The organism is Moorena sp. SIO3A2 (genome assembly GCF_010672265.1).
GTDB lineage: Bacteria > Cyanobacteriota > Cyanobacteriia > Cyanobacteriales > Coleofasciculaceae > Moorena > Moorena producens.
In genome coordinates, this window is sequence record NZ_JAAHHC010000011.1 from 384,684 (window position 1) to 408,501 (window position 23,818).

General features: G+C 41.3%; 21 protein-coding genes and 3 pseudogenes. 17 read left to right on the top strand and 7 right to left on the bottom strand.

Annotated features, from left to right (window positions below):
- The first annotated feature begins 11 nt into the window (after positions 1-11).
- From F6K64_RS15605 to F6K64_RS15615, 3 genes are all read left to right on the top strand, one after another.
- Positions 12-1,520 carry a VMAP-C domain-containing protein gene (locus F6K64_RS15605; protein WP_287265781.1) on the top strand — a complete coding sequence of 503 codons (1,509 nt, stop codon included), beginning with the start codon at positions 12-14 and terminating at the stop codon, positions 1,518-1,520.
- A 15-nt stretch (positions 1,521-1,535) separates the two neighbouring features.
- The gene (locus F6K64_RS15610; RefSeq protein WP_287265782.1) at positions 1,536-2,510 is read left to right on the top strand and encodes an AAA family ATPase; all 975 of its coding nucleotides are present in this window, start codon (positions 1,536-1,538) and stop codon (positions 2,508-2,510) included.
- Positions 2,511-2,635: 125 nt separating this feature from the next.
- Positions 2,636-6,655: an SAV_2336 N-terminal domain-related protein gene (locus F6K64_RS15615; RefSeq protein ID WP_287265783.1), complete on the top strand. Its 4,020-nt coding sequence runs from the start codon at positions 2,636-2,638 to the stop codon at positions 6,653-6,655.
- A 282-nt stretch (positions 6,656-6,937) separates the two neighbouring features.
- On the opposite strand, the gene F6K64_RS15620 is transcribed toward F6K64_RS15615, so the two are convergent.
- Both F6K64_RS15620 and F6K64_RS15625 read right to left on the bottom strand, forming a co-directional pair.
- Positions 6,938-7,081, bottom strand: coding sequence for a hypothetical protein (locus tag F6K64_RS15620; protein WP_287265784.1), 144 nt, complete (start codon positions 7,079-7,081; stop codon positions 6,938-6,940).
- Positions 7,082-7,099: 18 nt separating this feature from the next.
- Positions 7,100-7,333, bottom strand: a complete 234-nt coding sequence (locus F6K64_RS15625; protein WP_009149134.1) for a hypothetical protein — start codon at positions 7,331-7,333, stop codon at positions 7,100-7,102.
- Between the two features lie 193 nt (positions 7,334-7,526).
- Between F6K64_RS15625 and F6K64_RS15630 the strand changes: the two genes are divergently transcribed.
- Together F6K64_RS15630 and F6K64_RS15635 are read left to right on the top strand one after the other, a co-directional pair.
- Positions 7,527-7,652: a hypothetical protein gene (locus F6K64_RS15630; protein ID WP_287265785.1), complete on the top strand. Its 126-nt coding sequence runs from the start codon at positions 7,527-7,529 to the stop codon at positions 7,650-7,652.
- Between the two features lie 4 nt (positions 7,653-7,656).
- Positions 7,657-8,662 (top strand): annotated as a pseudogene (locus F6K64_RS15635) (Rpn family recombination-promoting nuclease/putative transposase).
- 159 nt (positions 8,663-8,821) lie between these two features.
- Here the strand turns inward: F6K64_RS15635 and rsmB are convergent.
- The 3 genes and pseudogenes from rsmB to F6K64_RS38245 form a co-directional block, all read right to left on the bottom strand.
- On the bottom strand, positions 8,822-10,255 hold the full coding sequence (gene rsmB, locus F6K64_RS15640) for a 16S rRNA (cytosine(967)-C(5))-methyltransferase RsmB (RefSeq protein ID WP_287265786.1): 1,434 nt from the start codon (positions 10,253-10,255) through the stop codon (positions 8,822-8,824).
- Between the two features lie 331 nt (positions 10,256-10,586).
- Positions 10,587-10,742: pseudogene (locus F6K64_RS38240) on the bottom strand (hypothetical protein); the annotation flags it as partial.
- Positions 10,678-10,824, bottom strand: a pseudogene (locus F6K64_RS38245) (hypothetical protein); the annotation flags it as partial. The pseudogenes F6K64_RS38240 and F6K64_RS38245, both read right to left, overlap by 65 nt.
- A gap of 71 nt (positions 10,825-10,895) precedes the next feature.
- Here F6K64_RS38245 and F6K64_RS15650 point away from each other — a divergent pair.
- On the top strand, positions 10,896-11,348 hold the full coding sequence (locus F6K64_RS15650; RefSeq protein WP_287265788.1) for a SufE family protein: 453 nt from the start codon (positions 10,896-10,898) through the stop codon (positions 11,346-11,348).
- Positions 11,349-11,531: 183 nt separating this feature from the next.
- Here F6K64_RS15650 and F6K64_RS15655 read toward each other — a convergent pair whose 3' ends face one another.
- Together F6K64_RS15655 and F6K64_RS15660 are read right to left on the bottom strand one after the other, a co-directional pair.
- The gene (locus F6K64_RS15655) at positions 11,532-11,735 is read right to left on the bottom strand and encodes a hypothetical protein (RefSeq protein ID WP_287265789.1); all 204 of its coding nucleotides are present in this window, start codon (positions 11,733-11,735) and stop codon (positions 11,532-11,534) included.
- Positions 11,713-11,844 carry a hypothetical protein gene (locus F6K64_RS15660; RefSeq protein WP_009149116.1) on the bottom strand — a complete coding sequence of 44 codons (132 nt, stop codon included), beginning with the start codon at positions 11,842-11,844 and terminating at the stop codon, positions 11,713-11,715. The genes F6K64_RS15655 and F6K64_RS15660 overlap by 23 nt, the downstream gene beginning before the upstream one ends.
- A 402-nt stretch (positions 11,845-12,246) precedes the next feature.
- On the opposite strand from F6K64_RS15660, the gene F6K64_RS15665 reads away from it, so the two are divergent.
- From F6K64_RS15665 to F6K64_RS15715, 11 genes are all read left to right on the top strand, one after another.
- The gene (locus F6K64_RS15665) at positions 12,247-13,236 is read left to right on the top strand and encodes a coiled-coil domain-containing protein (RefSeq protein ID WP_287254545.1); all 990 of its coding nucleotides are present in this window, start codon (positions 12,247-12,249) and stop codon (positions 13,234-13,236) included.
- A 196-nt stretch (positions 13,237-13,432) separates the two neighbouring features.
- The gene (locus F6K64_RS15670) at positions 13,433-14,509 is read left to right on the top strand and encodes a coiled-coil domain-containing protein (protein ID WP_287265791.1); all 1,077 of its coding nucleotides are present in this window, start codon (positions 13,433-13,435) and stop codon (positions 14,507-14,509) included.
- Positions 14,510-14,906: 397 nt separating this feature from the next.
- Positions 14,907-15,632: a response regulator transcription factor gene (locus F6K64_RS15675; RefSeq protein WP_009149108.1), complete on the top strand. Its 726-nt coding sequence runs from the start codon at positions 14,907-14,909 to the stop codon at positions 15,630-15,632.
- A 166-nt stretch (positions 15,633-15,798) separates the two neighbouring features.
- Positions 15,799-16,032 (top strand): hypothetical protein, encoded by a 234-nt coding sequence (locus F6K64_RS15680; RefSeq protein WP_131826889.1) that lies wholly within the window; start codon positions 15,799-15,801, stop codon positions 16,030-16,032.
- Between the two features lie 415 nt (positions 16,033-16,447).
- On the top strand, positions 16,448-17,068 hold the full coding sequence (locus F6K64_RS15685; RefSeq protein WP_083373552.1) for a hypothetical protein: 621 nt from the start codon (positions 16,448-16,450) through the stop codon (positions 17,066-17,068).
- Between the two features lie 129 nt (positions 17,069-17,197).
- Positions 17,198-17,527, top strand: a complete 330-nt coding sequence (locus F6K64_RS15690; RefSeq protein WP_009149104.1) for a hypothetical protein — start codon at positions 17,198-17,200, stop codon at positions 17,525-17,527.
- A gap of 5 nt (positions 17,528-17,532) precedes the next feature.
- Positions 17,533-20,340 carry a putative type IV secretion/conjugal transfer ATPase gene (locus F6K64_RS15695; protein ID WP_009149102.1) on the top strand — a complete coding sequence of 936 codons (2,808 nt, stop codon included), beginning with the start codon at positions 17,533-17,535 and terminating at the stop codon, positions 20,338-20,340.
- A gap of 223 nt (positions 20,341-20,563) precedes the next feature.
- Entirely contained in the window at positions 20,564-21,271 is a 708-nt protein-coding gene (locus F6K64_RS15700; RefSeq protein WP_009149100.1) for a hypothetical protein, read from the top strand.
- Between the two features lie 417 nt (positions 21,272-21,688).
- Entirely contained in the window at positions 21,689-21,895 is a 207-nt protein-coding gene (locus F6K64_RS15705; protein ID WP_131826890.1) for a hypothetical protein, read from the top strand.
- A 7-nt stretch (positions 21,896-21,902) separates the two neighbouring features.
- Positions 21,903-22,901 carry a hypothetical protein gene (locus F6K64_RS15710; RefSeq protein ID WP_009149099.1) on the top strand — a complete coding sequence of 333 codons (999 nt, stop codon included), beginning with the start codon at positions 21,903-21,905 and terminating at the stop codon, positions 22,899-22,901.
- Positions 22,902-23,699: a hypothetical protein gene (locus tag F6K64_RS15715; RefSeq protein ID WP_009149098.1), complete on the top strand. Its 798-nt coding sequence runs from the start codon at positions 22,902-22,904 to the stop codon at positions 23,697-23,699.
- Positions 23,700-23,818: the final 119 nt, after the last annotated feature.

Sequence of the window (23,818 nt, forward strand, 5' to 3'; positions counted from 1 at the left end):
AGTAACTGTAAATGAATGTTGGAAATCCCCCTGGCTATCTCCTCAAAAAGATAAACAACGCACTGTGTAGTGCTTTTCCTGATGAAGATAAATTAGAGATGATGGTACTTTATGAATTAAATATAAGTCTGAAAGAGGTTGCTAGCGGTAGAAATTTAAAGCAAATCGTTCACGAATTACTAAATTATTGTGTTGCTCAAAATAAGTTGCCAAAATTAATTGATGGAGCACTTAACCAAAATCCAGGTAATTATGAATTAAAACAGCTCTATTCCGAAGAATTTAAAATTCCGTCTAGTTTACTTTCCATATTATTTCCTTTACCAAAAAATATTATCAAAGCAATGCAACAGGCTTATCAAGCTTGTTGTCCTAATAACTTATGGAATGATTGGGAAGATGAACTCCCTGACAGTTTAGCTGAAATTCTAAAAAACTTGGATGATATACCTCAATCAACTGAGAATGAAAAAATTATTGTAAAATTTGTCGCTCGTTTATTGAAAACTGGAGATATTCCCAAGCCAATTGGTTATAAACTCAAGAAATGGTTAGAAAAAAATGCTAATAACCCTTCTGATTTATTACCTCAAAGTAGCAGTCAGTATCAAACTTGTCAGCAACCCAACTTAGATGCACAACCTTATCTGCTTGTCAAGCTAGATTCCAGTAAGCAATATCACCAACAACGTCAACCTAATTATTTAGTCTCGGCTTGGTTCATTGCTGACCTAAGTAATTATGATTATTCACAAAAGAAAAAGGCTATTTTGTTAGGGACTCCACCAGCTCATGGAGAATCTGAAGGAAATGTCTTCTCTCTTAAAGATTTAGAAACTTTAATGGAGTTTTTTCTAACGCGGCAAATTTACAAAGACTATTCCTGTGATCCAATTATTGTATTTGTATTGCCTGATCAACTATTGAACCATGATTTTGAAAGAATTAAGATTAAAATTAGGTTTTATGAACGTACTATTGGTAGCAATTATTACGTATATATTCGATCGCTGGAACGTTTTAAACATTTTTTTAAAGATATTCATCATAATCCTGAAGAAAAACAATATGACAAGCCTTACAACACACAATGCATCGAAAACTGGAAACTACTAAACTCTAGTTGTGAAATTCAATGCCATGATTTTTTTGTTGATGTTAGTAATTTTAATAATCACAATAAATTGCTTGCTGATTTAGAACAAAGAAGAAGTAAAAAAAAAGCGATAGCATTAAAATCAAATACCCCCCCATGTGTTAATATAATTGAAGTAATTAACGAGAGTGCAACACCAGTTGCTTTATGGCTGAAAAAGAATGATTTTAAAACTATAAATTGTCAAGAGGAACTCGATAAATTACTCAATTGTAAAATAAATGAACTTCCCGAAAAGGTAAAACAACAACGTTCAGAAGCTTTTGGCGAAGGGAATAAACAAGAACATATCGGACACCATCTTGCTCTTTTGTGGGAAGACCCCTATCTACTACCACCCCAGATTAACTATACAACCATATGACTAATAAATCTCCCTATGACTAATAACTCTTGGAAAATATTTCGCGGAACTCCCGAACAACCACACAATGAAATTGAACGCCTGCCTGAGCCTCCTAGTTGGCGGAAATTTGACAAAAAAGAACGGGGTACAACCTATCAGACCAGGCCAGAGGAAATAGAGTTAGTTAATGCAGCGTTGTATCTGCGTCGTCCTTTATTAGTAACCGGAAAGCCAGGCACAGGAAAAACATCTTTGGCCTATGCAGTCGCTCAAGAGTTACAATTAGGAGAAGTGTTACGCTGGAATATTACCACTCGCTCCCATTTACAGCAAGGACTTTATAGTTATGATGCCATTGGTAGATTACAAGATGCTCAAGGAAGGGGCAAAGATAATTTAGCGGAAATTGGTAAATATATTCAATTGGGTCCCTTGGGAACAGCGTTACTACCCTCAACTTACCCCAGGGTATTATTAATTGATGAAATGGATAAAAGCGATATTGATTTACCCAATGATTTATTGACTATTTTTGAAGAAGGAGAATTTGATATCCCAGAATTAACACGAATCAGTGACCAGTTTCCAGACATTGTTGTCAAAACCTGGGATAATCAAACCACAACTATCCCCAGGGGAAAGGTAACCTGTGAAGCATTTCCCTTTGTAGTCCTTACCAGTAACGGAGAGAGGGAATTTCCCCCGGCTTTTTTACGACGCTGTTTACGATTAGATTTACGGGAACCAAATGAGGAGGAATTAGCAGCAATTGTAAAAGCTCATTTAGGGTTAGATACTCTTGAACAAGCAGAACCGATTATTGAAACCTTTCTCAAGCAACGGGATAAAGGAGACTTGGCTACAGACCAATTGCTCAATGCCATTTATCTGTTAACTAACACAGTCAATACACAAGATTCTCCCATGGTTGACTCTCAAGAAGAAGACAAAGACCAGAAAAAAGCAAAGTTAATTGACCGATTGCTACGGTCTCTCAGTAGTATATAGTGTTTATCATAGCTATGAGGTAAACAGGATTTTTTCACTCTTGTCTCTTGCCTGCTCCCTGCTCCCTGCTCCCTAAAACCCAGAGATTTGTAGGTCATGATTAGAAGAATTGCTATATAAGGGATATGATTGAAGAAGCGATCGCTATTCTACAACAAGCAGGATTTGATTTAACTGCTCGGGAAATAGCAGAAATTTTTTGGTTGGCTATTCATCTAGATCAGCCCATAGACCAGTCAGAGGAACCAGAGCAGCCATTACCACAGCAGCCATCCCAATCATCAACGGTATCTCAAGAGCAATCACAGCAACCACAGCAGCAATCGCAAGCATCAACGGTATCCCAAGAGCAATCACAGCAACCCCGAAATCAAACTCCAAATATCCAACCAGATACCAAAAAATCACCACCTAAAGCCAAAAAACCTGGTGCTGATGTTTATCTACCCTTTTCCAAACCTAACAAGACTAAAGAAAGTAGAGAAGCAATTCCGATTAAAGTCCCAGCAGCGGTAGCATTGAGAAATAGTCTGGCGTTGGGACGGGCACTTCGTCCGTTAATGCGGAACGTCCCATCTGCTACAGAAACGATATTGGATGAAGAAGCTACTGTTTACCAAATTGCCGAATCAAAAATTTGGCTTCCAGTTCTGAAACCTGCTTCCGAAAGATGCTTAGAGTTAGCGTTGGTGGTTGAAAAAACTAGTTCAACTGCGGTTTGGAAACAGACAATCATTGAACTGCAACATTTAGTGAAGCATCATGGAGCGTTTCGAGATGTACGCACCTGGGAATTAAGGATTACTGAAACAAAAGTCAACTTATTTCCTCAAACTAGCACGGGTCGGTATGATTCCACTCCCCATCCTCCCCAGGTATTAATTGACCCCAAGAAACAACGTTTAATTCTATTGGTTAGTGATTGTATTTCTGTGGCTTGGCGCAGACAATTAATTCAGCCAGTGCTAGAGTTGTGGGGACGCAATGGTTTACTGACTATCCTTCAGCTACTTCCTGAACGGCTTTGGGAACGCACGGCTTTAGGTTCAGAAACACCAGTGCAATTGCATTCTCTTAGTCCTGGAGTTGTCAATTCTCAGTTGATTGTTAAACCTTGGGATGAAGATGACATTGGACTTCTTTTAGAAGTCGGGAACAGGGAACAGGGAACAGGGAACAGTAAGTCTATTCAGAATAAATCCTCTATAAATGTTCCCGTGGTTACGTTAGAACCCTACCCCCTACTGGCGTGGTCACAGGTAATAGCTGGTCAGGGGAATGTTAGTACAGTGGGGTTTAACTTTGATGTATCCGAAAAGCCCCAAGCACAGAGAATAGCAGTAGATGGTGAACTTACTCAAGCCCAACTCACAGCACCAGCATTAGTTAGTCGATTTCGTGCTACGGCTTCTCCGATGGCGCGTCGGTTAGCTGGATTAATGGCAGCTGCTCCGGTTAGTTTACCTGTAGTGCAACTCATTCAGCAAACCCTGCTACCAAAATCCGCCCAAATTCATGTAGCGGAGGTGTTTATGAGTGGACTGCTCCAGTCTATAAAACCTGTAGATCAAGATTCAAATCCCGATTATATTGAGTACGACTTTAAGCCAGGGGTAAGGGAGTTATTAGTAGATTCTGTACCAATTAGTAAAACCCTTTCAGTTATTGATAAAGTATCTGAGTTTGTTGCTAATCAATTAGGGTTATCATTACAGGAATTTGAAGCGTATTTACTTAAACCGGCAACTGCAAGTAACGATTTATTGGAAGAAAAAATTCGTGCCTTTGCACACCTAAAGGCTCAAGTATTACGGCGATTAGGAGGGGAGTATGCTCGTTTGGCTGAACAACTGCTCAAAAATGAAGATTTAGTAGAAGAAGCGAAGAGTGATGATAATAAAACGGCTGCTAGCAGATCAAAAATATCTACTACCTCAGCAGATACTCCTGGTTATCTCCTTAACCAGATAATTTTAGCAATGTGTGATGCTTTTCCTAGTGTATCTCACTTAGAACTTTGGCTACGAAAGAAGTTGAGTATAAAGTTACAAGAGGTAGCTATTGGTGAAAATTTACGTGAAAATGTTTACGAATTAGTACTATATTTTGAGAGTAAAAATGAACTAAAACAAATAATTGATAAAGCCCTTAAAGAAAACCCATCTAACTATAAATTAAATGCAATCAAGGAAAAAATTGAAATTACAACTAAAATTAAAACTAGTTTAGTCAAGATATTGCGTCCCAGGGAAAACAAATTGATGAAGCAAATGCAAAAGGCTTATCAAGCTTGTTTGACTGATAAATCATTAGATAATTCAACATATAAAACGCCTGATAGTTTAGATATCATTATATCTAATTTGCTTGATATATATCAAGTAAATTATCAGGAAATGCTGATTGTAAAGTTTGTCGTTTGCTTATTAGAAACTGGCGAAATTTCCAAGCCAATTGTTGATAAACTCAAAGAATGGATAAAAAATGCTAAGAACCATTCTGATTTATTGACTAATAAAAAGCTCACCAAAAAAGTCAATAGTGATACTCAACATAATTCACCAGCACATACTCCTGATTATCTCCTTGAGCAGATAAGGTTAGCACTATGTCATGCTTTTCCTAGTAAATCTAGCTTAGAATCTTGGCTACAAATTAAGTTTAATAAAAATCTAGAAAAGGTAGCTATTGGTGAAAATTTGCATAAAATTGTTTACCGAGTAGTACTACATTTTGAGAGTAAGAATAATCTAGAAAATTTAATTGATAAAGCCCATAAAGAAAATCCATCTAACTATGACTTAAATGCAATCAAAGAAAAATTTAAAATTACAACTAGTTTAGTCGAGATATTGCGTCCCAGGGAAAACAAATTGATGAAGCAAATGCAAAAGGCTTATCAAGATTGTTTGGCTGATAAATTATTAGATAATCCAAGATATGAAATCCCTGATAGTTTAGATATAATTCTATCTATATTGGATGATAAATATCAAGTAAATTATCAGGAAACGCTGATTGTAGAATTTGTCGTTGGCTTATTAAAAAATGAAAAAATTCAAAAACAAATTATTGATAAACTCAAAGAATGGATAAAACGAAATGCTAAGAACCCTTCTGATTTATTGACTAATAAAAAACTCACCAAAAAAGTCAATAGTGATACTCAACATAATTCATCACAAAATGCTCAAATTTTATCTAAATTCTTACAGCAATCAAGAGATTGGTTTGTTCGTTTGGTTGGACAATTATTAGGCTCCAAGAAGCCTAATTTAGCTAATGCCTCAAATTTCAAGCAGTTTTCCTTTGAAGTAGTAACAGTTAACCGTAAAGGAGAAATAATCAAGCGAGAATCTCAGCAAGCGCGTTATTTCAATCAAGATCTCGGGAATGGAGTAGACCTAGAGATGGTGTATATCCCAGCAGGAAGCTTCTTAATGGGTTCCCCGGAAAGTGAGAAGGAGAGTGATGACAGCGAAAGACCTCAACACCAAGTAAGTGTCCAACCCTTCTTCCTGGGGAAATATCAGGTAACCCAGGGGCAATGGCGAGCTGTGGCCAACCTACCAAAAATTAAGCGGGACTTAGATCCAGACCCCTCTCACTTTAAAGGAGACAATCGACCAGTAGAGCAAGTAAACTGGTTAGATGCGGTGGAATTTTGCGAACGCCTTTCCGACTATACAGGAACGGAATACAGATTACCCAGTGAAGCGGAATGGGAATACGCCTGTAGAGCAGGAACTACCACGCCATTCCATTATGGAGAGACCATAACCAGTAAATTAGCTAATTATAATGCTTCCCATACTTATGCAGAGGAAGCAAGAGGGTCTTCTCAAAGAAAAACTACCGAAGTAGGACGTTTTCCCCCCAATGGCTTTGGCTTATACGATATGCACGGCAATGTTTGGGAGTGGTGTGCGGATCCTTGCCATGATAATTACAAAGGAGCCCCTACAGATGGGAGTGTCTGGAGTAATAGATTTAATCCTTTGAACTATCGTATTATGCGGGGCGGCTCGTGGAAAACCTTGCCTTCGGAGTGCCGTTCTGCCTTCCGCTCCGACTACTTTAACGTGCGCTTTTTCCCCTTTGTCAAAGTCGGTTTTCGTGTGGCTAGGAGTGTTGGCAGTAGCTAGCCCTTGTGCAAGTCAGAAGTCAGAAGTCAGAAGTCAAACATCTGAATGGGTAGTGCTGTACCAATATAGCGCTACGGGCAAGGGCAAAAGGCAAAAGGCAAGAGGCAAAAGTTCACGTGTATTAGCTTTTCGGCTTCTATCAATGTCCTAAATTTAATGGGTAGTGCTGTACCAATAAAAAAAAATCGGTCAAGTTTTGGTTAACCCCAATCCTTGACCGATTTGTATTGTGTAAGCCACCACAAATACAGCGGAGCTCAACTCAAATTTAGATACTGCTGATCACTGATAGCTGTTCGCGTAGCGTGCGCGTAGCGCATAAGCTGATAGCTTAAACATAACCGCCACAATTCCTGGTCGCCAGGGCGAAAACACCCTGTCTTGATGCAGTCGCTCATGGGGGAAACCCCCAAGACCGCGCTGCATCGCTGGCAAAACCCTATCCTAGTCTACATAAAAATAGCGAATCAAAAAAGTCATAACCTCACCAGGCTTTTCAGTAGGTTCTGGAGTGCTCCACTCGTCGGGATAGGCGTATTTCAGACCATAGATGGCATTAATCGTATTCCGAACTTGTTCAGGAGAACCGATCAAAACGTACTTGACTTTCTTAGGTTTACGACCAGGGTTTTCAGGAGTTTGATTGTCATCGGAGTTAGGCGGAATGTTTTTAGTCATGATCAACAGTAGTTTTAAATGGAGTATATTATTAATATATAAATAAATTAATTAAATGTCAAGGGGTTTAGGATTTTTTTTTATTAGGAAATTTAAAAGAGGTATAATAGTAAATAGGGCATAAATAAGAGATTAATGTGGTTAGTATAGGAATGGTATTTAGTGTAGCTATACAAAAAAAATATTAGAGTTTTTGCCTAATTATAAAAGCGATACAGCCTACTACCTACTTCCTACTCCCTACTCCCTACTCCCTGCTCCCTGCTCCCTGCTCCCTGCTCCCTGCTCCCTGCTCCCTGCTCCCTATATCAACCTGTAAAACCATGAGATTCATCAGCCCAAAAACTGACTTTGCTTTCAAAAAAATCTTTGGATCAGATCAGAGTAAGGATATTCTGATTTCCTTTCTCAATGCCATGATATACTCCGGTAAGTCAGTAATCGAAGATTTAGAAATTATTGATCCCTATAGCGCCGGGGATGTAGTAGATTTAAAAGACACTGTCTTGATGCAGTCGCTCATGGGGGAAACCCCCAAGACCGCGCTGCATCGCTATCTGGATGTTAAGGCAGTATTAGAAGATAAAACGACTGTCATCATTGAGATGCAACTCTGGAATGTGGAAGCTTTCGAGAAGCGAGTGGTGTATAACTTGTGCAAAACCTATGGAAATCAACTGAAATCGGGACAGGGATATTTCGATCTAAATCCGGTTATTGCTTTAACCATCACGGATTTTAAATTATTCCCCTCAACTGAGAAAGTAATTAGCTGTTTTTACTTTCAAGAGGAAGAAGACCACTTGCCTTATCAGGAGAACGAGTTAAAGCTGGTGTTTGTAGAACTCCCCAAATTTACTAAGCAACTGGAAGAGTTAGAAAGTGTGATAGATAAGTGGATCTTTTTTATCAGCGATGCAGCGCGGTCTTGGGGGTTTCCCCCATGAGCGACTGCATCAAGACAAAGAAGCACCCAACTTAGAAATTATTCCTGACCAGCTCAGGGAAATCCCACAGCTAGAACAAGCCTTAACTATAGCGAATCAAGCGGGGTTGAGTGTCTCAGAAGTAGAAAAACTCCGCAAACAGGAGATGGCCTTGGAGGACGCGCGACGTGCATGGAGTTTCGCGAAAAGGGAAGGACGAGAAGAAGGTAGACTAGAAGGCAGACTTGAAGGACGAGAAGAAGGAAGAATAGAAGGACGAGAACAAGGTAGACTTGAAGAAAAACAGCAGATTGTTAAACAGATGAAGGCCGCTGGGTTACCCCTGAATGATATTGCTCAATATACGGGGTTGACTATCGATGAAATTAATCAGTTGTCCTAACAGAGTAAGAAAAAGTTCAAAAAAATACCAATTAACGTAGGGTGGGCAAAATAGTATAATCATTAATAATAAAAAAAAATATTTTTGCCCACCCTACTACTCTCCCCGATTCCCGATTCCCGATTCCCGATTCCCGATTCCCCTTCCTATATCCCTTAACTAATCCATCCGCTTTAAGCGCACCATAAAAAAACCATCCATCTTGTCTCGATAGGGCACAACTTTCAGCCAACCTTCTGGTGTTGAAAACTCCTTAATAAACGAAAGAGTAGGGGGTTCAATTTGCCACTGGGAATGACCTTCCAGAAACCATTGTATTACCGCCTCATTTTCTTGAGGATTTAAGGTACAGGTAGCATAAACTAAAACCCCTCCGGGCTTGACCCAAGTTGCGGTATGCTCTAACAATTCTTTTTGCAAAACAGTAAGTTCCTGGACTTTTTCTGGAGTCATGCGCCAACGCAGATCAGGACGTCGGTGAAGGGTACCATTACCGGAACAGGGAGCATCTAATAACACAGCATTAGCGACGTTAGTAAATTCAGGGCAATCGCGACTATCACCAGTACTGATCTGAATCGATTGTAATTGTAACCGTTGGGCATTCTGTTGGACTTTTTTGAGGCGGGAAGCTGAGCGATCGCATGCCCAAATTTTGCCCTGATCTGCCATTAATTCTGCAATATGAGTTGTCTTGCCCCCTGGTGCAGCACAGGCATCAATCACCACATCACCAGGTTGAGGGTCCAACAGATAACTGACCAGCTGGGCACTACAATCTTGAACAGTCCACCAACCCTCCTTAAATCCTGGTAGCTCTTGAATCGCACCAACACCACCCACAACTCGCAGTGCTTGGGGGAGCTGAGCTGGGTTGCTGAAAATAGGGATAATCTCACCATTCCCCTCGTCCTGGTGGGAGACCAAGGTCGGTACCCGCTGAATAGCCAGTTCAGCAGATTGCATCCCTGCCTCCACTTCCTCAATGGACACCTTGAGGGGATTTATCCGTAAGTCAATAGTAGGAGATTGGTTAAACCATTGACACAGCTGTTCTGTTTCCTCTAGTCCCAGCTGTTGTAACCACAGCTCGATCATCCAATCTGGAAAACTGTGTAAAATGCCCAGACGCTCCATATCCCCTTCTGGCAACTCCAAAGGGTCAGGGGAATTGGCAGCTAAACGGGCATAGTTTCGTAGTAAACCATTAACCACCCCTGCCAGTCCTTTGAAGCCATTGTTCTTAGCTAGGTCAACGGTGGTATTGACCGCTGCTGAAGCAGGAATTCGGCCTTGATAGCGCAGCTGATATAGTCCAAGGTGAAGTATAGTGCGCAAATCTGGAGGTTGTTGATTCGCTTTCTTTTTGCCCAACTGGTCAATTAGAGCATCCAGAGTGCGCTGTCGTCGGACACTACCATAAACTAATTCTGTCACTAAGCCCCGATCAGCACCAGTTAACTGAGCTGTTTGTAGCACTCGATTCAGGGCAATATCAGCAAAAGCACCCCGCCGATGAATATCCCGGAGAGCTAGGAATGCTAACTGGCGAGGATTTTGTTTATCAAAGGTTGATGATTTATCTTGGCTCACAAACTCTGTACTCCTCTGGGTCTTACCTGATCAGCTATCAGCTATCAGCTATCAGCTTTCAGCTTTGAGCTTTCAGCTTTCAGTTATCAGCTATCAGCTATCAGCTATCAGCTTTGAGCTTTCAGCTTTCAGCTTTCAGTTATCAGCTATCAGCTATCAGCTATCAGCTTTGAGCTTTCAGCTTTCAGCTTTGAGCTTTCAGCTTTGAGCTTTCAGCTTTGAGTTATCAGTTATCAGCTTTCAGCTATCAGCTTTGAGCTTTCAGCTTTCAGCTTTGAGCTTTCAGCTTTGAGCTTTCAGCTTTGAGTTATCAGTTATCAGCTTTGAGTTATCAGCTTTCAGTCAAATACTGACCGCTGACGGCTGACCACTGACCGCTGACCGCTGACCGCTGACCGCTGACCGCTGACCGCTGACGGCTGACCACTGACCACTGACCGCTGACCACTGACGGCTGACCGCTGACCACTGACGGCTGACGGCTGACGGCTGACCGCTGACCACTGACCACTGACCACTGACCGCTGACCGCTGACCGCTGACCGCTGAATGCTCACGCTAATATGCATTTATAGCAGTGATCAATTCGGTATTGATAACTGCTATAAATAAAATGGTTAATCCTTTTTAAACATTGGGTATGTCAGCCACCTCAAGCCCTTTACCAGAAGCTCTTGCTCGGATTGTAGAACGTTTTCAGCGCCGCAAAGACCCCAAGCAACGGTATCAGCAGTTGCTGTGGTACGCCAAGAAGCTTCAGGCCATGCCAGAAACCGATAAAGTGCCAGAAAACAAGGTTCCTGGCTGCGTGTCCCAGGTTTTTATCACTGCTAACTTGGATGATGGGAAAGTCTTGTATCAGGGAGACTCAGATGCCCAATTGGTTAAAGGATTAGTAGCGTTGTTGATTGAAGGCTTGAATGGACTGACGCCAACAGAGATTGTCAACCTATCTCCTGACTTTATTCAAGACATAGGATTGAATGCTAGTTTAACCCCTTCTCGCGCTAATGGATTTTACAACATTTTCCAGACCATGAAGAAAAAAGCCCTGGGATATCAGTTGGGAATGTCTTCGAGAGAATTAAATTGAGGGATTTTCCCTTCTATTTTCCCCACACCCGGTCACCCACCCCGGACCGAGGATTAACTGACAAGACCCTTGAAATGCTGATTGTCCCGTAGGTTGGATTACGCGATCGCTAACCCAACTAACACCTCACGCTTGGTTGGGTTGAGGCAACGAAACCCAACCTACGCCATGATCTAAAGTCAGTCAACCAGCTCTGTTCCCGATTCCCGATTCCCGATTCCCGATTCCCGATTCCCGATTCCCGATTCCCGATTCCCGATTCCCGATTCCCGATTCCCGATTCCCTATATTTGAGTAAATCCAGACTAAATTAAGCCTGAAACCCTTGTATAAACTGGGTTTCAGGTGTTTTTCTATGACAAAGCTACTTGAGTTCCAGCCTAGCATGGGCAATTTGCCCTTGACTTATCCATTGGAGTTTCAGTACAATAAAGTAGAACATTTGTACTACTATAGTCTTTCCTCTTAACCATTGCACCCACACCCCTAGAGCCATCACATCCCTCCTACAACGAACGATTCTAGAGCAGCGATTGGCCGTAGGCCACGCTTTGCGAACGCGTATCGCTGTGGGTAGTGTCGGGTACTGGCCATTAGCCACTGGCTGATAAAGAAACCTCTTGTTTGGGAATTATCTCAGATAAGAGCACTGTTTTAAGAGCACTGTTCTAGTAGGGAGTAGTTAGTGGATGAATATTGCTAACCAGCCACCAGCTACTATAGCGTTTTCCATATTAATGAAATACACACACCTATTTTTTCCCGATTCCCGATTCCCTACTCCCGATTCCCGATTCCCGATTCCCGATTCCCGATTCCCGATTCCCAGCGCTATAGCAATTTTAAAGTAATCATTTTCAATTAAAAAAATCTAAATCTCGTCAAAGGAACACACTATATGGTTGCCACAAAAGACAGCAAAGACCAGATTTTCCAAGCCTTTGAGCAAATCCTAAAACAGCGGCAAAATATTGACTCAAAAATTGCGACCAAAGAAGAAGAAGCAGAAAAAGCTAAAAATCAACAAGTCCTGGAAACTGCATCAAATTATACCGTTGATAATATTGTCAAAGGAATGGCTGATTTACAGCTGGAGTTTGGCACCATTGTTAATGAATTGTCAGAAAAATTATCCTCAGAAGCATCTAAACTTGATGAGCTAAAGCTGGCGATTAAAGTAGAAACTGAACACTTGCAATACCTTCAGCAAATTCGAGTTGTAGCTGATGCCTTACATTTGCTCAATCAAGAGCACCAGGAAAAGCTAAAATCCCTAGAGCAAAAAGCAGATCAACAGCGAGAAGAGATCGAAAAAGACCAAGAGCAAAAACGTAAGCTTTGGCAAAAAGACCAGGAATACTTTGAAATAGCACGTCAAGAACAAAACGAATTATTGGCTCGGGAACGACAACGCCAAGAAGCTGACTATCAATACGAATTAGAACGTCAGCGTAAAATTGAGACGGATCAGTATGAAGAACTGAGCCGTAACCAGGAGCGAGAATTACAAGAGTCCAATCAAGAAAAAGAAAAGCAATGGTCTGAGCGAGAACAGAAGCTACAAGAATCTCAAGACCTGTTTGAAGAGTATCAACAGAAAGTGGAAGCTTTCCCCGCTGAGCTAGATGAAATCGTTAAAAAAGTAAAAGATAAAGCAATTAAAAAAGTCCAAAACGACGCTAAAGTACAGGCTGATTTACTCACCAAAGGCTGGGAAGTTACTCAACAGGGTTATGACGTTAAAATTCAGTCCTTGGAGCAACACATAGAAAAACAAAATAAACAAATTGAAAATCTATATGGTCAGCTACAAGAGACCCTGAAACAGTCCCAAGCCCTGACTTTGAAAGCTTTTGATGGGTCTTCAAGAAGCAAGGATCAAAATTAGTGACTATTTATAGCAATTATTAGACTCATGAGGTACATTCAATTTTATTCCCCCCTTATTAAGGGGGGCAAGGGGGGATCCCTACTCCCTGCTCCCTGCTCCCTGCTCCCTAAAACCCAAAACTTTGTACCTCACCCAAATAATAATTGCTATATAGCAGTTAAGAAATTGTCAAACAGAATATAACCTTGAAAGTATGACACGCAAACCTAACAGCAAGAACACCAAAGCAGAAATTTTAGAGGCTTACAAAGAATTACTAGCAGAACGAAATGCTTTGGAAAAAGAAATGAAGCAGATGAACAAAACGGAAACTCCTCAAGTATCGACGGTGGAAAAAAAGCAAACTAATGGATCAGTATCAGCAAAAGTCATGAAAGACAAAATGATGTATACCCTAGACAGCCTGGTTAAGCTGCAATTAGGGTTTGGTAGTAGTGTCAGTGAGTTGTCGGAAAAACTAACATCAGAAGCCGCTAAACTAGAAGAATTACGAACAGCGGTTACTGAGGAAACTCAACAACTCGCTGAACTCCACAATTTATCAGAAATTCAAGACGATACCTTAGATACGTTAATTGAAAACTATCAGAATAGCTCTAAAGCTTTCGATGAAGAAATTTACCAAAAACGGGAAGAGTTAGAGCTGGAAATAAATCAGTTAAAACAATCCTGGGACAAAGAACAAGAGGAACAGCAACGAGCTATTAAAGAACGGAATGAAGAACAAAATAAAACCCGTAAGCGAGATGCTCAAGAGTATGATTATAATTTAGCCCTACAACGCAGCTTAGATAAAGAAACCTACAACCATAACCAAGAACGTTTATACAAAGAATTGGAGGAAACGAGGCAACAACAAGAGAAACAATGGGCAGAGCGGGAAAATGCGATCGCAGAGCGAGAGAAGCAGTTTGAAGAATTAAAAACTAAGGTAGAAGCCTTCGACCAGGAAAAATCAGTGGCTATCAAAAAAGCCCAAGAAGAAGGCAAAGCGATTGCTAGCCACCAGGTCAAAATTCAAGCCGACTTACAGAATAAGGAATTAGAAGGAAATAATCGTGTCTATCAGCTAAGAATTGAATCCCTGGAACAGACAATAAAGGAATCATCAGCACGGATACACAGTCTTTCCCAGCAACTCGATACTGCCCTCAAACAAGTTCAGGATTTAGCGGTCAAGGCAATTGAGGGTGCTTCTAATATCAACTCTTATCAAGCCCTTAAAGAAATTGCCTTAGAGCAAGCCAAAAATCCAACTAAGGGTAAATAAGCCCAAAAAGGGAAATATTTTGGTGGTTTTGAAGGTTGACGACATGGTGTTGTCAACCTTCAACTATTAATAGTTGCGTAGGGTGCGTTAGGGACGGGCCGGGTCTGAGCGCCTCTAACGCGCCTTGTTAGGTTGCTGCCCGTAACGCACCACCTCATATTCATTCTGCCCCTCAGCAATGCCGGTAAAATAGTCCGGAGTTGTATCATCAGTAATATTGGGTCAAAGCGCTAATCAACCGATGGAAACAATTTCGGTAGGTGGCGACTCGTGATCACAAGCTTGCTGACCAATCTTGAGCTATGGAGCGCGATCGCTTCCATTTTTTTTTTGGTTGTGAGGTCAGCAAACACATCCTAAGTTGTCAATTTCGGTATCAGTGTTCTAGAAAATGGTTATGAACGTAATCAAAAAAATTCGGGTGTTACTGATTGAGAGGGGTGATTTAGCGCAGTTGGGTCTCAGAAAAGTCTTGGAGCAGTACAAGGAAGTCAGTTTAGTGTCTCAAGTTTCTAGCTTGCGTCATGTGGCCGCCCTTTTAAAAAAATCTAACCCGGACGTAGTAGTCATTAATTTAGAGCCTTCAACCAATACTGATGCGTTATTGCGCTTAGTCAGAAATTGGAAAGTGGCATTTTTTCCTAACATATTGCTGCTATCTTGGGACACATCAGAAGAATTTGTGATCAGCGCTTTTGGGGCTGGGGTAGATTCCTATTATCTAAAACGGATCAATTTTCCGAAAACTAATGTAGATACCAGTACTTTCTTAGATGCTTTAAAAGCTACCTATGAAGGGCAACACTGGATTGATCCAGAAATAGCTGGTTATCTCCTAAAAAACAGTATCAAGTCACCGGGTAATAATTTTTCTGGGATTACTTTAATCAATTCCTGTGAGCCTGACTATTATCAGATTCTTAGGGAAAATCCACTGACTGAACGGGAGCTAACTGTCTTGGAATTGATCGTAGCCGGTTATACAAATGACGAAATTGCCGAGCGATTATTACTAGGTCTTGGCACAGTTAAAACTCACATTCGGTCTGTGCTGTGGAAACTGTGCTGTGACGATAGAACACAAGCAGCAGTACAAGCACTTCGCAGTGGTTTGGTGAAGTAGATACAGCAGTTCTTAATTGGGTGAGTTACAAAGTTCTAGGTTTTAGGGAGTAGGGAGTAGGGAGTAGGGAGTAGGGAGTAGGGAGTAGGGAGCGGTGCGACCCGTGGCGAATTTAATTACGGGTCAAGCGCACCGAGGGAGTAGGGAGTAGGGAGCGGTGCGACCCGTGGCGAATTTAATTACGGGTCAAGCGCACCGAGGGAGTAGGGAAGTCAGAAGAAGGAACTTTGGAATAGATAATAGCAATGCAGCGGTTTTTAATAACACCAAAAAATCCTCCAAGCTCTTTCCTACTGCTCCGAACGCGCCCCGCGTGGCCCACGGCCTCAGTCCCTGCTCCCTGCTCCCTTTTACTTCAATCCTATGTTCACAACTCAAATATAAATACTTGATCCATTAATATCTTAAGTTTAATTGTTACACTTTAATTGCTTAGGTTTACTTTTCAGCAAAATAGCTGATTAACTACTAAGCACTAACGCCTCTACCTATAGGTTGAGTTTCAGCGTTTTTTTTGTTAAGTTTTTTTTCTTTTCTCAGAGTTTTCTTAAAATTTAGTTTATTTATCTATTCCTTTTGGACGAGTAACATTTTGAGACTGTTGACGAGCTGTGCCAATGATATTGAGAGGTTAAGTAATTGTAATGCTTGAGGTGAAACAATTACAATCATTTAGCTTATTCAAAATGCTCCTTAACTCAATAACATTTATTAATGAAAATAAATTGAACTATTCCTCTGGGATCGCTTTTGCGATTTAAAAATTTTCTGTATCACAAGAAGAGTCAGAAAAATTACGGAAAGAAAAATCCACCATGGTGAACAAGTCCTCTGTTGCGATGTCACCTCGTCAACAACAGCGTTGGAAAAGTAAAGAAACTATGTTTGCTAAGTTGCTTGCTCAGTGGTTTGCTCAGTTGAAGCAAGTGCCCTTGGGCTATTTAATGGTCATGGCTGCGATCGCCATGGCATTGGATCTCTATATCAGTACCTCCGTCACTCCTTTGATGGGTGTATCATTTTTGATGTGTCTAGTTGTGGGAGTGAGGTGGATTGGAGTCCAACCTAGTAATTCTGGGAATCAAATTCAACGGCTAGTCAGGAAATATGGTTTAGGAGCCTGTCTTTTCCTATTCACCTTTCTGTGGTTTATGTTGGACTTTACCGCTGCGCCAGCCCATGCCCAGTTTTTCCAAGTCGCAGAAGATTGGCTAACTAGTGCTATTCCTGAAGTAGACGCCGATTTGGTGTCCCTGGTGTTTAACGTTTTACGAGCACTATTCCTAATTTATTTGGGCATTTCATTGGTCAAAGTAGTCAATGCTGCCCAACAAGATGATGACTGGAAAACCCTAGCCCGTACTCCAATCATCATTTTGATTGTAGTTACATTGGGTGATCTTTTAGCAGGCTACATCACTGGCACAGGAGCATAAACTACGCTATATCTAATTTGCCTGTTGAGTTTTATCTAGCTGAAGGGATGAGTAGTCAGGGTTTTATTGAGATTGAAAGTTGTTTCAATCACTGATAGTTGGCAAGTCTGATCCAAAATAGCTTGACCTATGGCAAATAATTCACAGCAACAATTCCGTCGTGTTAACCGAACTCTTGATGAAAAACCGAAAATTGGTCCTATTCCAGCCGATCAGTTTATCCCCTGGGCAATAATTTGGGCAATTGCCTATTACATCGTCAAGGGAGTACTAGGAGCTAGTTGGGTATGGACATCTTGTTTCGGAGTTTGGGGTATGTCTACTTGGTGGGTGCTAACTTCCTCTAGCCATTGGAAATTTCTTTCTAAGTTTATACCTGTACCTCAATGGACAAGAGGAATGGGTAGATACCAAAGGCTTTTAGAGATTAAACGGGAAAAAGCAAAGGGCAAAGGCTAAAAAGTATGACAACAACTCAAGCTCACGATCAAGCTAAACAAAAGATGGGAAAGAAGCGGGTTGATGTAGGAAATGGTAAAAAGAAAACCTTAAAGCCGTTCGAGGATGACTGTAAGTTAGCTAGTTTCCTAGAAGTCAGACTTGATGGGTCTGATGTTGGGGCATACATTCTCAGAAAAGGAGAAGCTTCCTATAAATTTGTGTTTGGTTTTGAATGTCGAGGCATTCACACCACCTTACGGCAGGAGTTAATTGACCCGGTTTTTGATGCCATCGAAGCTGGGTTAAAAGATTTCCCAGAGCAGGAAACCCTCACGATTCACCTAAAGTCTTTCACTGATGACACTGATAGACAAAACACGTTGAGTCAGTTGATTAAGGGTACAGACTCTAACGAGTTAAAGTACCTAATCATGGGAGAAAAGAAGCGAATTCAAGACTTGACAAAAGGGGGGATTAGAAAGCCCAAGACATTGTATTTATTTGCTACCTATACCGTAGAATCAGGTCGAGAGGGAGCATCTGATAAAATCGAAGAATTTTTGATGACAGCTACCAAGTGGTGGAACGGATTTATTGGCAAGCTGGATGAGTATGAAAAACAGCAGATCGAGAGAGTGATAGAGATTGCCTTTAATAATGGCTATCAATTTTGGGAAAGGCTGTTGAGCAATCAAATGGGTCTATCGATTCGCCCTCTTTCTGCTCAAGAGTGTTGGAATTATGTGTGGCAGCGATTTAATGATACACCACCTCGTTCAGTTCCCCAGTTGCTTTCCTTAACTGAAGCTGGAGTTACCGAAGAGGTTTACTCAGAAATCCACCCGGTTTCTCTGTTAATGGAAGACTATACCGCTATTCCATTTGCTGATCGACGTTGGATTAATCTCAAAGACCAGTATACCGCAGTCATGCTCTTTTTAGACAAGCCTGAGGGGTGGAGGAATAAAGAATCCCAAATGCGCTATCTCTGGCAAGTCATGGCAAAAGATGAGGTCTATGACACCGATTGTTTTTGTGAGATTTCCAAAGCGAACATTAAGACGGTAACCAGCAAAATGCATTCGCTGACGAAACAGGCAAATGTCTCCTCAAAATATGCAGAGGAGAAAAATACGATTAATGTTAAAGCACAATTAAATATTCAGAAAAATGTCGAGGCTCAGGCGGCTATCTATGAAGGTGCCGTGCCATTTAATGTCTCGGTTGTTTTCTTAGTTCATCGCGATTCTCCACAAGATTTAGATCAGGCGTGTTATACTTTAAAATCTTATTTTCCGCCACCAGCTTGGATGGTAAGGGAGAGCGAGTATCCTTGGAAAATATGGCTAGAAACCTTACCAATTTCCTGGAGCAGACTATTAATGCGTCCGTTTAAGCGATCGCATACCTATTTAAGCCATATTGCACCAGGCTTAATGCCAGTAGTCAAAACCCGGACAGTGGATAGAACGGGATTTGAATTAATCTCTGCTGAAGGGGGTACGCCAGTTTTTATTGACTTATTCAAACAGCATAAAAACCTAGGTATTTTCGGAACCACCCGCAGTGGAAAATCTGTGTTGGCATCAGGAATTATTACCCAAGCCTTGGCTCATGGTATACCCATCTCAGCTATGGATTATCCAAAACCCGATGGCAGTTCTACCTTTAGTGACTACACCGCTTTTCTCGGGGATAAAGGAGCTTATTTTGATATTGGTCGAGAGGCAGTTAATCTTTTCGAGTTGCCCAATTTAAAGGGATTAGATGGTAAACTACAACAAGAGAGACTTACAGAATACAAAGAATTCTTAGTCGAAGCACTAATGCTAATGGTTCTTGGCTCCACGACGTTTCATGACCGGACTTATACGGATAACATCAGAGCCATGTTAAGCTTAGCAATCAAAGCCTTTTTTGATGATGATCAAATCCATGACCGTTATGTAGCAGCAAATATCAATGGCTTAGACTCTCAAGAATGGCAATTAATGCCTACCCTTGCGGATTTTATTGATTTTTGTTCCTTAGAGAGATTGCGAGTTACCTCTGTATCTGGGGATATCCTTCAAGGCTTGGATCAAGTCAAATTGCGACTGAGGTATTGGATCAATAGCCGAGTAGGACAAGCGATTAGTCGTCCTTCTACCTTTAGAAGTGATGCTCAGTTATTAGTCTTTGCCTTACGGAATATTAGTAGTGACGAAGATGCTGCACTACTCTCCTTAGGGATTTACTCAGCAGCCTTAAGACGTTCTTTAGCCTCGCCGGTGAGTATATTTTTCATCGATGAAAGTCCGATTCTGTTCCAGTATAATTCCATTGCTGAATTAATTGGCAGATTGTGTGCTAATGGAGCTAAAGCAGGAATTCGGGTAATTTTATCCGCTCAAGATCCAGATACCATTTCCAAGTCTCCCAGTGCAGCGAAAATTTTTCAGAATATAACAACACGCTTAGTAGGGAGGATTCAACCAACAGCAGTGGATAGCTTTGTTAATATTTTGAAATATCCTTCAGAGATTATTAACAAAAATGCCACAGAAGGATTTTTTCCTAAACAAGAAGGAATGTATTCTCAATGGTTACTCGATGACAATGGGATTTACACCTACTGTCGATTTTATCCCGGTTCAGCACTGTTAACAGCTGTTGCTAATAATCCTGAAGAATCAGCAATTCGTCAGACAGCAATGCGCTTACATCCCCAGGATAAAATTATGGCTATGCATTATGCTAGTAAAAAAATGGCAGAAATGCGTAATTCAGAAGTCCAAGTTGTGAATTCAAAGTTACCCGATCCGAGAGCAAAAGTTCGACTTCATAATTAAGCCATAAAAATAGGATATAATCTAGGTAAGTCAGGGATACGCTTTTATAGCGCTACGGGCAAGTAAGAAGTTATAAGTCAGAATTCAAAAGTAAGCGATTACTTACGTTTCGGAGTTTAGGAATGTCCTAATCTCAATGGGTAGTGCTATATGGTTTAGCTTTCAGTTTTCAGTTTTCAGCCTTCAGCATTTTTTCGTAACTATTCAATCTAGGAGTTCAATCATGGCTAAAAATGTGACCAAAACTTGGATACAGTTGTTAATTATTAGTACCCTAATTACAACAGTTCCTAAACCAGCCTATGCTTCTGGTGGAATTGTCGATAGTTTTGTTGACTCGTTTGTTGAGGAATTTCAGAAGGTTAAGTCTTACTTTACAAATTTCTTAGATGAGTTTACCAATCTACCAGAAACCATAGACAACGATTTGAAATCAGCATTGGAAGATTCCATGGGAGTTTTAGGTATCCCCGATGTGGAAGACGTCAGAGCGTCAATTGAGGAAAGTCTCCAAACAAGCGATTACCCAATTTATGAAGGAGACAAACTTGCTAATGAAGTAGAAAGGCAAGTTGCTAGAGCCTCAGCCTCTCGTGTTCTGAGTCAAGAAGGACAGGAGCAGTCAATCCGGGAGCTAAAGCAAATGCAGAATACCGTTTCAGAGGTAGAGCAATCAGCACAAACAGCTCAAAATCAGACAGTTACCCAGAATGTGATCAAAGAAGTCGCTCTTCAGAATGCTCGTCAAGCCGCCATACTCGGCTCCTTGCAAGCCGCTACCGTTGAGGAAGCGCAACGACAGGAAATTTCTAACATGCTCCAGAGCAATATCTCTCGTGCTTTGGATGGACAAACTCAGGCAGATCAATACCAAAAACTGGGCGCTGGTATGGAAACTTTGAGAATTACCTCATTAAGTGGCTTGTTTTAGTTAGCTAGGGTGTTGACTGTTGGCCGTTGACTGGTAAGAATTCAGCTATCAGCTGTCAGCCGTCAGCTAATCAACAGGAGGTAGTAAACCAAGCTTACGGGCTGGTACGGCTGGTTGAAAATCCCTGCTCGTTTTACTCATCCGACCCCGTGCAGTTAAAGCGCTTGCTAGCACCTCAAGTAGCGTGGCCTAGGAGCAATAGCTGATAGCTGATACCTGACGGCTGAATGCTTACGTTGATCGTTAATTGTTAATCCTTAACCGTTGACCGTCAACAGTTATCTGGATGCAGAATTCTTCAATTATTATCAATTCTGAACTCACGCACCCTCCGCACTTAACACTTAGCACTTAGCACTCAATACTCCCCACTCATTACTCCGCACTCAATACTTCCCACTCAAAACTATTTCTCCTATGTCTCCTTGGTCTGGCTTACCTGCTTGTCCCTATTCCTACCTTATTTGTTTATCCCCATGTGTAGCGATCGCCATGTCTACTTGTCCTTATCTTCCGGATTTCCTCCGTCTGCCGATCTCTGTGAATTCCTCATCTACCCACTCTCCCCACTCTCCCCACTCTCCCCACTCTGCTCATCCCATCACTAATCACGTCAAGAGGTAGTCATTAAATGATAGTCACCCCCAACTTAATCGCTCAATTTAGTAATGGAGCCTCCCAAATTATCCAGAATGGTCGTACCGGACAAATTGCGATCGCACAAGCCATGGATGAGCTGTGGAGTGAAGTCCTCGGAGGTGGGTTGTATGCTGTGATCACTAAACTGGGGGTGTTTTTTGCCGTGGGAAGCTTAGTTCTATTCATGACTCAATGGGCAAAAGCCTTAATAGAATACGATGAGCCAATTATGTGGTCTGAGATCATCTGGCCCTTATTAGTCGCGGTTTTGTTAGCCAATGATGGAGCAATGTTAGCCAATGGCACCCAAGGACTCAGAAGTGTAATCAACAATACGTCTAATTCACTACTGCAAAACGCATCTGCCAGAATTTCTTTGCAAGAATCATACCAAATTGTGACAGAAAATATTGGGGCGAAGGCGGTTATTGATTCCTTGGTTTCTCAATGTGATGCTATCGTCGATGTTCAACAACAGGTGGATTGTTTAACAAATGCAGAGCAACAAGCACAGGAGTTTTCTAGAACGTTAAACCCATCATCTCAGGCATTTCTCTCTCAAATTGGTTCATTGCTTAACCCTCTCAATGTTACTGAACGAGTTGGCTTTGCTTTACAAACCGCAGTAACGGGTTGGTTAATGTCGATTGGGATGGCATTTCAGTGGGTAGCAGAAGTTTCCATGTTGCTAACCGGACTATTAGGTCCATTAGCGGTTGGGGCCACATTATTACCTGTGGGAGCTAAGGCGATTTACGCTTGGTTAATTAGCTTTTTCTCCATCGGTTTAGTTAAAATATGCTACAACATTATTGTTGGTTTAGTCGCCACCTTAATTGTTAATGCTGAGAGTTATAACCCATTAGTTTTTGCTTTTGTAGCTGGATTGATTGCCCCCATCCTAGCGTTAGTATTAGCCGCTGGAGGAGGTCTAGCTATTTTTAATAGCTTAAACTCCTTCAGTGCTTTTGTATTAGGAGGCTTGAAATAAATGGACAGCACGAATAGTTCTCCTCAGAATAAGCTTAAATTTCTCCAAAGAGGTAAGAAGAGTACTTGGTTATCCAGTTTCAATGTGACGGATAGTCTGGGAATTATCTTAATCAGCAACTTTGCTTACAATACCTTAATTCTGTTTTTCCTAGCCCTGTTGTATGGCGCTCAAGCAAGGCTAGCTAATAAGCCAGCTCCTTCCTTAGTGCAATTGAAGACTGGTGAAACCACTGCCGTAGAAGCCATTGGGAATAAAGAACGGACAGCAGAGGTAATTAAAGCATTTACAATTAAAACCATGAGTGACCTGTTTACTTGGACAGGGCGATTACCTGGAAAAGATGGCGTTCCCTTTTCTAACTTAGACTCTGATCCAGGAGTAGAAATTCATGGCAAAGGTAGGCGTCGAGGTAAAATATCTACTCAAGCCTGGAAAGCTAGCTTTGCCTTAGCCGATGATTTTCGTGATCCGTTTCTATTAAAGTTAGTAGACTTAACGCCATCCAACGTATTTAAGGGCAAAACACAATTTGCTTTTGTCCCCCAATTTGTCAGAGAACCTATTAAAATAAAAGAAGGGGAATGGACAATCGATTTGGTTGGCACGTTAACCGTTCTAGATACTACCAATAATTTGCCTACCTATATTCCCTTCAACAAACAGGTGCATGTACGGGCAGTGGAGCCTCCTAAGTATTCACCAGGTATGGCAGACGATAGTCTACCTCCAATTATTGCTAAGGCTAGAGAGAAAGGTTTGGAGGTGGTCAGTATCAAGGATTTAGACTCGAAATAAACCTGAATCCTGAGTCGAATAGTCCTGATTCCAAGAGTCCAATAATCCGTGCATCCGTCCCTGTTTATACATCAGTGTTGTGCGACTAATGACTACAGCAACTGGAATAACTACAGCAA